At 70.2% G+C, this 12633-nt stretch carries 9 protein-coding genes; all 9 read right to left on the reverse strand.

The genetic code is table 11. The features are described 5' to 3' along the window. Nucleotides 1-359: 359 nt before the first annotated feature. Nucleotides 360-1184, reverse strand: a complete 825-nt coding sequence (locus tag L6E17_RS02155) for a hypothetical protein (RefSeq protein ID WP_236239070.1) — start codon at nucleotides 1182-1184, stop codon at nucleotides 360-362. After that, the gene (locus L6E17_RS02160) at nucleotides 1181-1963 is read right to left on the reverse strand and encodes a hypothetical protein (protein ID WP_236239071.1); all 783 of its coding nucleotides are present in this window, start codon (nucleotides 1961-1963) and stop codon (nucleotides 1181-1183) included. The genes L6E17_RS02155 and L6E17_RS02160 overlap by 4 nt, the downstream gene beginning before the upstream one ends. A 185-nt stretch (nucleotides 1964-2148) precedes the next feature. Continuing rightward, on the reverse strand, nucleotides 2149-2913 hold the full coding sequence (locus L6E17_RS02165) for an ABC transporter ATP-binding protein (RefSeq protein WP_236239072.1): 765 nt from the start codon (nucleotides 2911-2913) through the stop codon (nucleotides 2149-2151). Between the two features lie 877 nt (nucleotides 2914-3790). Next, entirely contained in the window at nucleotides 3791-4735 is a 945-nt protein-coding gene (locus L6E17_RS02170) for an endonuclease/exonuclease/phosphatase family protein (RefSeq protein WP_236239073.1), read from the reverse strand. Nucleotides 4736-5045: 310 nt separating this feature from the next. Next, complete coding sequence (locus tag L6E17_RS02175) at nucleotides 5046-6755, reverse strand: NAD(P)/FAD-dependent oxidoreductase (RefSeq protein ID WP_236239074.1); 1710 nt, start codon at nucleotides 6753-6755, stop codon at nucleotides 5046-5048. Between the two features lie 53 nt (nucleotides 6756-6808). Beyond that, complete coding sequence (locus L6E17_RS02180) at nucleotides 6809-7606, reverse strand: carbon-nitrogen hydrolase family protein (protein WP_236239612.1); 798 nt, start codon at nucleotides 7604-7606, stop codon at nucleotides 6809-6811. A 696-nt stretch (nucleotides 7607-8302) separates the two neighbouring features. Continuing rightward, a complete protein-coding gene (locus tag L6E17_RS02185; RefSeq protein ID WP_236239075.1) occupies nucleotides 8303-8758 on the reverse strand; it encodes an Lrp/AsnC family transcriptional regulator in 456 nt (151 codons plus the stop codon). Nucleotides 8759-8768: 10 nt separating this feature from the next. Then, a complete protein-coding gene (locus L6E17_RS02190) occupies nucleotides 8769-10244 on the reverse strand; it encodes an amino acid permease (protein ID WP_236239076.1) in 1476 nt (491 codons plus the stop codon). A gap of 788 nt (nucleotides 10245-11032) precedes the next feature. Next, nucleotides 11033-12475, reverse strand: coding sequence for a GuaB1 family IMP dehydrogenase-related protein (locus tag L6E17_RS02195; RefSeq protein WP_236239077.1), 1443 nt, complete (start codon nucleotides 12473-12475; stop codon nucleotides 11033-11035). Nucleotides 12476-12633 lie beyond the last annotated feature (158 nt).

Consider the following 12633-nt stretch of genomic DNA (forward strand, 5'->3'; position numbering starts at 1 on the left):
CCGCGGGGCGGTGGGGGCGCGCCGAGGTATCCGGGGACAGCGGTAGTGGTCCGTTCCTGTCACGGATCAGATGACACCTCGATCCCGGGCGGCCGCGATCGGTCGGATGCGGTCCGGTCAGTGGCCCCTCTTCACCGCCCGCACCCGGACCGAGTCGATCGGGACCGCGACCAGTCCGGCTCGCCCCGCGCTCGCTCACGTACGCCGAGGCTGCGCCGCGGCGAACGGATGGCGATCGCGTTGACGTGGTCGCCTCGTCGCCGCCCTCGCGATTTGAAGCCGCTTCGACCCCCGACGCCTTCATCGCTCGTCTCCCAGCCGCTCCGCGCACGGTGGCCGGCGAGGAGCGCTCGCGCTGGTCACTCCGTGGGGCGAAGCAACCGATCGCCTCGCGTCGCCGCCAGTGCCACCGCGAGCGACACGGCTACCAGCGCCAGGAGTTCGCTGCCGTTGAGCAGGGGGTCCGCCACGGACGGGAGGCTGGTCCAGATGAACGCCGTCCACTGCGCCTCGTTGGTCAGGTGAAGCCAACCCGCCAGCCACGCATGCGGCAGGAACGGTACGAGGCCCCAGACGGTGGCGAGAGGTGCGAGGGCGATCACCGGACCCACGCTGCCCAGGACCGTGCCCACGACGCTCCGCGTGAGCACCGCGGCCAGCAAGGCCAGCGCCACGAAAAGCATCTGTGCCAGTAGTGCGCGCAGGAGGGTGCCGACCGCCGCGCCCCACGAGGGACTGAACGCCGTGGCGTCGGGCCCGGCCCAGGCGTGCAACGCCCTACCGGAAACGAGCAGCACCAGCCACAGGATGAGGATGAACCCCAGTCCCAGGCCCAGACTGCAAGCCGCCTTCCGTGCCAGTAGGGCGCGTCTGCGCGGTTGTGTCAGCAGCAGACTCGCCCATGTCCCCGCCTCGTACTCGGCGCCGAACAACGCTGCCACGACGCCCGCCACCAACACGAGCCCGGCCCCCGTCCCGCCATGCAGACCGGCGGCCATCAGGGCACCTTCCGGCGTGGACACCCAGAGCGCGGGGTGCTCCCCGTCCATGGTTCGCAGCGCCTCGCGGTAGCCCAGGGTCGTGGCGACCACCGACATTCCGATGGCGGTCAAACATGCGACCAGAGCCGCCGGATGGACGGCCTTGCGCAGATCTCCGACCGTTCTCCAGACGAAGGCCGTCATGCGGTTGCGCTCCGGTGCTGGGCGGCCCGTACGCCGAGCGCGAGTCCGGTCCCGAGCAGTGCGAGCGTGGGCAGGCAGCGCACCACCAAGGGGATGTCGCTGCCCGACGCGGGTCCCCATACGACGTTCCAAACAGCGAACGCCGCCTGGAAGTCCATCGTGTCGGCCAGGACGCCGCCTGGCAGCCAGGCCCATACGTCCTTCGTTCCTGCGCCGAGGGCGAGTACGCCGATAGCCGCGCCGCCCCAGAAAAGGGTGCCCATACGGCTCCGGACGCAGGCGGACAGCGTGACCGCGCCGACACTGGCGAGACCGGTGACGAGTACGGCGCCCCCCACCAGTAGCGCCACGCGGAAAAGATCGTCACCGGGGGCCGGATAGAAGTCCGATAGATTGTGCTGTTGCCGGCCGATCGCCAGGTTGAATGCCAGCACGATCAGGCCGGCCGTGAGCATCTGGAGCACGACGACGAGCCATACGACCATACTCTTGACCAGTATGTGCCGCCCCATACGAGGTTCGGCGAGCAACAGGTTCCGGGAGGTGTTGCTGTCGAACTCCGAGCCCATCAGCAGTCCGGCGAGAGCCAGAATCACCACGAACCCGGGAAACGAGGCGAACGCCTCGGCGGCCCATCCGGCGGAACCCGGGATCGTCTGCCCCAGCGCCGCTCGTTCTGCGGTGTATTCCGAGGTCGTGAACAATTCCTCGGCCGCTTCGATGTTACCGGCGAGCATCCTGCTGCAGTAGTCCCGCCCCAGCGCGGGGTTGAGTTCCATGCAATCCGCGAATCCATGGTCCTGGTGACGCGAAAGATTTGACTCGGCGGCCGCGAACTGCTCACTCCCGAATCCCTGTGCCCATATAGCCGTCGTCACGCAACCCGTCGCCATGACGGCGAAGAGAAGCAGAGTCAGGGGTCGAAGGAGTACCTTCCCGGCTTCTGCCCGCAACTGGTAGCGCATCACCAGGTCCCCCGTCGGCCACTGATCTCGAAGAACCATTCTTCAAGCGACGCCGAACCACCGCCGACCGCCCCCGTCAGGCCTATCTCGTCCAGCGTCCCGTCAGCGACGACCACTCCGCGGTTCATGACCACGACCCGATCGCACAGCCGCTGGACCTCATCCAACTGGTGGCTCGAAACGAGCACGGCTGTACCGCGGTCACGCTCCTCGCGGATCAGCTCCCTGACCATGACAACCGCATGGGGGTCCAGCGCGTTGGTCGGCTCGTCAAGGACCAGAACGTCCGGATCGCGCATGAGTGCCGCCGCCAGGGCCAGCCTCTGCCGCATTCCCTGCGAGTACGCCCTGATCCGCTTCCGGCGCTCGTTCTCCAAACCCACACGCCGAAGAGCCTTCGACGCGGCTCCCCGGTCCGGCAACCCCGACGAATACAGCAAACTTCGCAGTTGCGCCGGTCCGGTCATCCACCGGTAGAAGGCGGGGGTGTCCAGTGCCGCGCCGAGCCGCCTGGCTGTCGGCAACGCCAGCGGAGGCCGATGCCCGAGGATCTCCACAGAGCCGCTGGTGGGCCTCACCAGCCCACAGAGCATGCGCATCAACGTGGTCTTCCCGGCCCCGTTCGCGCCGAGCAGCCCTACCACTTCTCCGCGCCGCAGCTCCAGACTGACACCGGACACAACGGCCCGCCCGTCGTATTCCTTCGTGACGGAACGGCAGGCCAGTGCCGCCTGCCGCTCGCTTTCACGCCCGAGCAAGGTCACGCGCGATAATCCTTATCGGGAGTAATAGGTACGGCCCGTGAGGTCCACTGGGCACTGGGCGTTCGGCGTGCTCAGGCATCCCCCTGGGGTTTCGCTGAGGTCCCAGTGATACTGACGATTCGCCCCGGTCCCCCACAGCACCCGCTGATCAGTCCGGGAACACTCCAGCCTTGCGGTCTGAACGGTGACGTCCGGATAGATACCGGGCTCCTCCCTACGCAATCGATAGGTCACGTAGCCACCGCGCGCACCTCCGCTCCTCGTACAAAAGGTCTGATCCATGGTGCTCCCTCCTTCCGAGTACCAGGATTGAGAGACGCTGCCCACCGAGAACTTGTGCGCACTCCAATCGAACGAATATGTCACCGCAGATGCCGACCCAGCCCCTGCCGCAATCAGAACACTAGCCGTCACGCCGCCCAGCGCGGCCCGCGCAAGCTTCTCGCGCATGCCCCCCCTTGCCGAATCTCCACAATATCCACTGCTGAGAGCAAGGTGATCACACCATTTCTCGAACGAGCAAGCGACCACCGCAAGGCCTCGCGCTTTTCAGACAGATTATGGCTGGATTCATCCTGAAACTTCGTTCGCAGGCCGCGGTGCACTAGCGAAGCAGCGCCACCGTCCCCGCGCGAAGCCGAGATTGCCGGCCAGGGCCGCAGGACGGCTCCAGAAGCACCATCGGCCGGCCGTTCACCGCGGCGTCGCGGCGGACCGCGACGGCCTCCCGGTACCGGCGCAGATGCCGCCGACCGCACCGAGCCGGAAGGCCCGCGCCCGTTTCACGCGCCCGGCACGCGTGCCACCGGCATCACGGGGCAGACACACCCGGGCCCTGCCGCCGGGCGACTTGTCCGGCGGCAGGGCCCGGGAGCACTCACTGCCAGGCCGCACCGCCGCGGTAGACCCGGTGATCGGAGATGCGCCGCTCGCCGCCGTAGAGGCTGTCGCCTTCGACGGCCCTGAAGTCGGCGGCGCTGAGGAAGATGTAGTCGATTTTCTTCAGCGCCGGAGGACTCGCCGCGGAGCTGAAGGTGATCTCCCCGCTGCGGCCCCGGACGGCCCCCGCGGGCCAGGAGGCGGAGTAGGCCGTGTCCGACTCGTCGGCCTCCTGGAAGATTCCTTCGCCACCGCTGTGGCTGTAGAACTTGTCCATGACGGGGTCCAGGGGCTCCGCGTTGAAGTCCCCCATCAGCACCACCGGTTTCGTGGCGTGCCACCCGGCGGCCAGGGAAGCCAGGTTCGTCGCCTGCAACGCCCGCTGCTCCGCGGAGGCGGCGGTGAGATGCACGGAACACGCCTTCACGGGGCGCGAGCCGAGGGCGGTGTCGGCGCAGAGCAGGAGGTTGGGATGCGTCGCGGTGCCGAGGTTGTGAATTTCCCGGGGAGCGGCGATGGGCTGCTTGGAGAAGATCGCCATGCCGAAGCCGTTGCCCACGGAGTCGTCGTGGTCGTCACACTGCCCGCCGGTGCCGCTGCTGGCGTACGTCGCGTGGTACCCCCGGGCGACCAGGGCCGCGCGGATGCCGCGGTACTGGCTGTAGCAGGCCTCGTTCAGGGTGACGATGTCCGGGTTGTAGTTGCCGACCGATTCGACGATCTGGGCCGCCCGCACGGAGACTTCCCCGCGGGAATCCGTACCGGGCAGGTAGTTGTGCGGCGCGTCGGGCTTCCAGCAGACGTTGCCGCACATGTTGAGGTGCCAGAACCTCAGTTCCGTGCTGGCCTCGGCCTCGGGGCTGTTGACCCCCAGCTGGGCTGTGAGTGCCAGCGCGCCGAAGGCGGCGACGAGATAGCGGAGACGGCGTCTTGTTCGTGTCATCGTGGTCATCCCTCCGAAGCATGCGGTCCCGACATTCTCTGCCCTACGGCGAAGTCGCCACTGCCGTTCGGAAGTCGAACCCATGGAGATTGGGGGAAACGACCCGCCGTCGGACAGGCGGCCCGCGCCGCGTGCCGCGAACGCCGGGGGTACCGCTGGCCCGGGTGTCCTGCCGGACGGCCGGAACGGCCGCGGAGCCGGAACGGCCGCGGAGCCGGAACGGCCGCGGAGCCGGCCGGGGTGTTCATCGAACACCTCGACCGGCTCCGCGGGTCCGCAGGAAGGGCCGCCGGGGGCGGGACCGCCGGGCTCAGTCCTCCGGCAGTTCCACCGGCGCGATCTCGTCGAAGAGGTCGCCCGGGCCGGGGTTGGACGGGTCGGTCGCGCCGCCCAGCTGGTGCATGACGCCCCACACCGCGTTCAGCGCGGTCTGCACGGCGCCCTCGGCCCAGCCCGCCGTCCACGAGATGTCGTCGCCGGCGAGGAAGATGCCGCGCTTGTCCTCGGGCAGCCGGTCCTGCATGAAGTGGGTGTACAGGCGGCGCTGGTAACGGTAGTGACCCGGCAGGTTCGCCTTGAACGCGCCCATGAAGTAAGGCTCGTTCTCCCAGGACACGGTCACCGGGTTCCCGATGATGTGCTTCCGGATGTCGACCTTCGGGTAGATCTCGCCGAGGGACTTCAGCATGACCTCCATCCGCTCGTTCGCGGACAGCGGCAGCCACTTCAGGCTGTCGTCGCACCACGTGTACGAGAGGCAGATGACGGCCGGCTTGTCGGGCCCGTTGTCGAGCAGGTACGTGCCGCGGGTCATGCGGTCCGTCAGCGTCATCGACATGACGTCCCGCCCGGTGTCCTCGTCCTTGTCCAGCCAGAACGGCCGGTCGACCGGGACGAAGAGCTTGCTCGACTCCATGTAGTGGGTGCGCTCGATCGCGGTCCAGTGGTCGATCGGGAAGAGCGAGTCATCGCAGTCGATCTTGGACAGCAGCATCCAGGACTGGGCGGTGAAGATCACCGCCTCGTACGTGCGGATGTCGCCGTTCGCGTCGGTGACCGTGACGCGGTTGCCGGCCGTGCGGTGCAGCCGGGTCACGGCGGGCTTCGGCTCGCCGCCGTGCAGGGACTTCAGCGAGGTGCCGAGCGGCCAGTGGACGATCTTCTCCGGCTCGCGCTCCCACAGCCGCAGCGGGAGCTGCTGGCTGCCGCCGACGATGCCGCGGTGGTGGTCGTCGGCCTCGGTGTAGACGACGCGGAGGATCTCCAGGATGGAGTTCGGGAAGTCGGTGTCCCAGCCGCCGGTGCCGAAGCCGACCTGCCCGAAGATCTCGCGGTGCCGGAAGGACTTGAACGCCTCAGACTCGCAGAGGAAGCCGTAGAACGTCTGGTTGTCGAGCTTCTCGACGAGCTTCGCCCAGATCTCGCGGATCTTCGGCACGTCCCGCTCGCGCAGGGCGCGGTTCATGTCGGAGAAGTCCGCGCCCTCCTCCAGGCAGGCGTTCCAGGCGGTTGCGACGTCGCGGTAGACCTGCGGCAGGTCGTCGACGGTCTCCGCGTAGTGGGTCTCGCCCTTCAGGTCGATCACCGTGGAGGGGGTGGACTCGGCCAGCGGGTTCGGGAAGGGCTTGGTCTCCAGGCCCACCAGGTCGATGTAGTACTGGAGCGCGGTGGAGGAGGGCGGGAACCGCATGGCGCCGAGCTCGCAGTTCAGCTCCGCCGCGTCACCCGCGGCGTCGCAGCCCTCGAAGCCGACGGTCCGCAGCCGGCCGCCGAGCTGGTCGGCCTCGTACACGACCGGCTTCAGGCCCATCTTCATCAGCTCGTACGCGGCGACGATGCCGGACAGCCCGCCGCCGATGACGGCGACCTCGGTGCCGTGCTCGGTCGCGGGTATCTGGCCGAGGCCGGCGGGGTGGGCGAGGAAGTCGTCGTACGCGTAGGGGAAGTCCGGCCCGAACATGGTGATCGGCGGCTGCTGCGCGTCGGCGTGCTGGACGGCGTTGGGCACCGTGGACGTCATGGGGTACGGACTCCTTGCGCGGATGAAGAACGGGGGGTGCTGAGCGGTCAGGCTCAGGAGAGGGACGTGTACAGGGCGGGGCGGCGGTCGCGGAGGTAGGGGTTGGCCTCGCGCGAGGCCCGCAGCAGCTCCGGGTCGACGTCGCCGACGACCAGCTCCTCGCCGTGGCCCGCGCGGGCCCGGGCGGTGCCGTCGGGACCCGCGAGCGCGGACAGGCCGACGAACTCGAAGCCGCCCTCCGGTCCGGTGCGGTTGGCGTACGCGATGTAGAGCTGGTTCTCGAAGGCGCGCACCGGCACCACGGACCGGGCGACGACCTGCGCGGGGTGCATGAGGGCGGTGGGGACCAGCAGCAGGTCCGTGCCGGCGAGCGCGTGGGCGCGGACGTTCTCCGGGAACTCCACGTCGTAGCAGATCATCAGGCCGATCCGGAGGCCGCCGAGCTCGGCCTGGACGACGGGCCGGTCGCCGGGGGTGAACCAGGCGAGCTCGAAGTCGCCGTAGAGGTGCGTCTTGCGGTAGGAGGCCAGACGGGTGCCGTCGGGGCCGATGAGCTGGGCCGCGTTGTACACGGTGTCCCCGTCCCGCTCGGGGTAGCCGTAGGCCACGGCGACCCCGTGCCGCTCGGCGATGTCCGCGACCGCGTCGGCTGCCTCGCCGTCGGCGGGCTCGGCGAGGCGGTGGACGTCGGCGTCGATGGCGTAGCCGGTCAGGAACATCTCGGGGGCGACCAGCAGCCCGGCACCGTTGGCGGCCGCGCGGGCGGCGGCCTCGTCGAGGGCCTTGAGGTTGGCGGCCACGTCACCGAGCTGTCCTGAGCTCTGGAGCAGGGCGGTGCGCAGCGGCGGCATGGGCAGGACCTCGTCAGTGCGGAAGGGGACGGGGGAGATGCCAAAAAGGTACGGTTCGCCGTTCATTCCGGACAAGGCGTGACCGTTGCGGACCGACCATCGATCCGTTGCGGGGATCCGCACCCGGCCGGTGATTCGTTGCGCCGCCGCTGGTCGGGGCGGCGGAAGGAGGGTCCGGCACCCCGACGGCGACCCCCGCGGGGGCTGCCGGGAGGCGGCGCTGAACGGCTCCGGGGAGGCGGCCGCCACCGCGCGGCGGGGTGCGAAACGACGGCGTACGACCGTACGGGGCTCCCTACGCGGACGGGGTACGACCGACCGTGCCGGGACACATGACCGGGACGGAGTACGGGCCGGGCGGCAGGCGCGGGACGCGAACGGCGCGGCGGGAGCCGCAGGGGTTGGGGGGACGGGCTGGGCGGCAGGCGCCGCGGGACTTCGAGGACACGGCCCGGACAGCAGGCGACGGGCCCGGCGGGACTTCAGGGGGACACGGGGCCCGTCGGCAATTGCGGCGGGTCGGCCCTCTCCGGGGGTACGGCCCGCGCGACCGGCGCGGCGGGAGCCGCAGGGCTTCCGGGGCACGGCCCCGCCAGCGGGCGGCGGGCGCAGCAGGGCCCCGCGGGCGGGCCGGGCCGCGCAGTCCCGGGCCCGCGGCCGGCGGCGGGGCTTCCGCCACCGGCCGTACGCGACGGGCTATGCGGGCGAGCCGGAGGAGAACCGCCGCAGCAGCGGCGACAGCACCAGCACCGACTTCGTGCGCTCGACGAAGGGCTCTCCCGCGATGCGCTCCAGCACGCGCTCGAAGTGGCGCATGTCGGAGGCGAAGACCTGGACGATCGCGTCCGCCTCTCCCGTCACGGTGGACGCGGACGCGATCTCCGGGTAGCGCTCGAGACCGCGCTGGATGGTCTCGGGCGAGGTGTTGCTCCGTGCGTAGATCTCGATGAACCCCTCGGTCTCCCAGCCGAGCGCCGCCGGGTCCACCCGTACGGTGAAGCCGGTGATGGCGCCCTCGGTCCGGAGCCGGTCCACGCGCCGCTTGACCGCGGGCGCGGACAGTCCGACGAGTGAGCCGATGTCGGCGTAGGAGCGTCGGGCGTCCTCCGCGAGGGCGTGGACGATGCGTTCGTCGAGGTCGTTCAGTCGCACGGGCGGTGGGTCACTTCTCTGCAGGGGTGGCCAGTCTGGAGCGGCGCATGCCGTACAGGAAGTAGAACACGAGGCCCACTGCCATCCAGAGACCGAAGGCGATCCACGTCGCCATGCCGAGCTCCGTCATGTTGAAGACGCAGAAGCCGAAGCCGAGCACCGGGAACAGCCAGCCGAACGGCACCTTGAAGGTCCGCTCCATGTCGGGGCGGGTGTAGCGGAGCACGATGACCGCGATGTTGACCAGGCCGAAGGCGAAGAGGGTACCGATGCTGGTGGCGTCGATGAGGTGGCCCAGCGGGATGAGGCCGGCCAGGACGGCGCAGAACACGGACACGATGATCGTGCCGAGGCGCGGCGTGCCGGTCTTCGCGTCGACCTTGCCGAACGCCTTGGGGACGAGGCCGTCGCGGGACATCGCGAACAGGATACGGGTCTGGCCGTAGAGCACGGCGAGGACGACGCTCGCGATGGAGATGACGGCGCCGGCGGCGAGCAGCGTGCCGAAGAACGTCTGGCCGCTCACGTCGTTCATGATCGCCGCGAGGGATGCCTCGGAGCCCTCGAACTTCGTCCAGTTCCAGGCACCGACGGCGACACCGGCGACCAGCACGTACAGCACCGTCACGATGAGCAGCGACAGCATGATGGCGCGCGGCAGGTCGCGCTTGGGGTTCTTCGCCTCCTCGCCGGCCGTGGAGGCGGCGTCGAAGCCGATGTACGAGAAGAAGAGCATCGCGCCGGCGCCGGTGACGCCCGCCATGCCGAGCGGCATGAAGTCGGCGTAGTTGCCGGACTTGAAGCCCATGAAGCCGACGGCGCAGAACAGGGCCAGCGCGCCGATCTTGACAACGACCATGATCGTGTTGATGCGGGCGGACTCGCGGGCGCCACCGAGCAGGAACACCATGGCCAGCAGGACCACGAGCACCGCGGGAACGTCGATGATGCCGCCGTCGGTGGGCGCCGAGGAGAACACCTCGGGGATGGTGACGCCGATGGTGCCGTTGAGCAGCTCGTTGAGGTAGTCACCCCAGCCGACGGCCACGGCGGCGACCGACACGCCGTACTCCAGGATCAGGCACCAGCCGCAGACCCACGCGACGAGTTCGCCCATCGTTGCGTATGCGTACGAGTACGAGGAGCCGGAGACGGGGATCGAGCCGGCCAGCTCGGCGTACGACAGGGCCGAGAAGAGCGCCGTGAGGCCGGCGATGACGAAGGAGATCGTCACGGCAGGTCCCGCGACGGGGACGGCCTCGCCGAGGACGACGAAGATGCCGGTGCCGAGGGTGGCACCGATGCTGATCATCGTGAGCTGCCACATGGTCAGCGAGCGGCGGAGGGAACCGCCCTCACCCTGGCCGCCCTCGTTGACCAGCGCTTCCACCGGCTTGCGTCGCCCGAGAGCGGCGAGCGGGGAGGCCGCGGGGGGCTTGGGGGCGGATGGCTCGGTGGCCGGTGGGGCTGCGCCGTGGTCGAGCACTGCGTGGCTCCTTCATCGCTGCGGGGGTCGGGACAACGGCGACCGACGGCGGTGCGGGCAGCGGGGAACAGCCCACGGAAGAGCCCAGGGGAAGGGGGGACCGCCGAGCAGGCGGTCACCGCCACTCCAGGTACGAGCCCAGAGCCTAAGCCCCGGAGCATCGCAGTCGTAATGCATCGTTGTTGCGTATCAGCGGATGATCATTGCACACTTCGGGCGCAGACGGGAAAACATTGCGCGCTGCCGCACGAAACCGCACATTGGGGTGCTGAGCGGCGAAATCGTCGCCCCCCGGCGAGCGGCGGTGAAACAGCCGCCGCGTGCCGCACGGGCACCGGTAGCGGCGCCCCTCAGGCGGCCGCGTCACGGCCCCGCGTCCCCGTCCCCGCCCCACGGCCCCACGGCCCCCGGACGGGCCGGCCACGCGGCCTCTGCCACCGCCACGCGGCGGCAGGCTCCCCGGCAGCCGCGGCGGACTCGCGGGCGGCCTCAGCCGGGCTCGCGGGCAGCCAAGGCACCGCGAGGGCGGCCGGATGCGGTGCGCCCAGGCCCCACCCAGACGGGGCCCGCGGGATCGCTGCGTCCAGGCCCCAAGCAGCCGGGGCCGCCCGCAGCGATCCAGGCACGGCCGGCCCCCAGGCCCCAGACATCCGGGCATCCGGGCATCCGGGCCCCCGGGCACCAGACATCCAGCCCCCAGGCCCCCGGGCGCACAGCAGCAAGGAGCCGCCCCCGTCACGTGCACGGGGGCGGCTCCTGGGGTGGGGCTGCGGCGGGGTGCCGCGCGGTCAGCTCCAGCTGGCGTGCAGCGGCTTGCCCTCGGCGTAGCCCGCGGCGCTCTGGACACCGACGATGGCCTTCTCGGCGAACTCCTCCAGCGACCCGGCGCCGGCGTAGGTGCAGGAGGAGCGGACGCCCGCGATGATCGAGTCGATGAGGTCCTCGACACCCGGACGCGTCGGGTCCAGGTACATCCGGGAGGTGGAGATGCCCTCCTCGAACAGGCCCTTGCGGGCGCGGTCGTAGGCCGACTCCTCGCTGGTGCGGTTGCGCACGGCACGCGCGGACGCCATGCCGAAGGACTCCTTGTACAGGCGGCCGTCGGCGTCCTGCTGGAGGTCGCCGGGCGACTCGTACGTGCCGGCGAACCAGGAGCCGATCATCACGTTGGACGCGCCGGCGGCGAGGGCCATGGCCACGTCGCGGGGGTGGCGGACGCCGCCGTCGGCCCACACGTGCTTGCCGTGCTTCTTCGCCTCGGCGGCGCACTCCAGGACCGCGGAGAACTGGGGGCGGCCCACACCGGTCATCATGCGGGTGGTGCACATGGCGCCCGGGCCGACACCGACCTTGATGATGTCGGCGCCCGCCTCGATGAGGTCGCGGACGCCCTCGGCGGAGACGATGTTGCCCGCGACGATCGGCACCTGCGGGTCGAGGCCGCGCACGACCCTGATCGCGTTGATCATCGACTCCTGGTGGCCGTGCGCGGTGTCGATGACGAGCGCGTCCGCGCCCGCGTCCAGCAGCTGCTTGGCCTTGCCCGCAACGTCGCCGTTGATGCCGACGGCGGCGGCGATGCGCAGCCGGCCCCGGTCGTCGACGGCCGGGCTGTAGAGGGTGGCGCGCAGGGCGCCCTTGCGGGTCAGGATGCCCGCGAGGCGGCCGTCCGCGTCGACCGCCGGGGCGTAGCGGCGGTTGTGGTGGTCGAGGGTGTTGAAGGCCTCGCGCGGGTCGATGTCGGCATCCAGGAGCAGCAGGTCCTTGGACATGACCTCGGAGAGCTGGGTGAAGCGGTCCACGCCGGTGAGGTCGGCGTCGGTGACGACGCCGACGGGCCTCTGCTCGCCGTCGACGACGACGCCGGCGTTGTGCGCGCGCTTGGGGAGCAGCGACAGGGCGTCCGCGACGGTCTGGTGGGGCTCCAGCACGATCGGCGTGTCGAGGACGTGGTGACGGCTCTTGACCCAGGTGATGACGTCGGTGACGACGTCGATCGGGATGTCCTGGGGGATGACGACGAGGCCGCCTCGGCGGGCGACGGTCTCGGCCATCCGGCGGCCCGCGATGGCGGTCATGTTGGCGACGACCAGCGGGATGGTGGTGCCGGTGCCGTCGGGGCTGGCCAGGTCCACGCCCTGCCGGGAGCCGACGGCCGAGCGGCTCGGCACCATGAACACATCGTCGTACGTGAGGTCGTACGGCGGCTTCAGGTCATTGAGGAAACGCACGTGCTGAACATCCCAGTCGTTCGGAGGCGGCCCCCGGGCGTCTCAGCCAGGGGGAAAAGCACGTACTTCATTGTCCCATGCCGACGGGCGTTCGAACCCCGGACGGAACCTCCAGGTCACAGCGGGTGACCTGGTACGTTCCTCCAAGCCCACCGAGC

The sequence above is a fragment of the Streptomyces sp. CC228A genome (genome assembly GCF_021390935.1).
GTDB lineage: Bacteria > Actinomycetota > Actinomycetes > Streptomycetales > Streptomycetaceae > Streptomyces.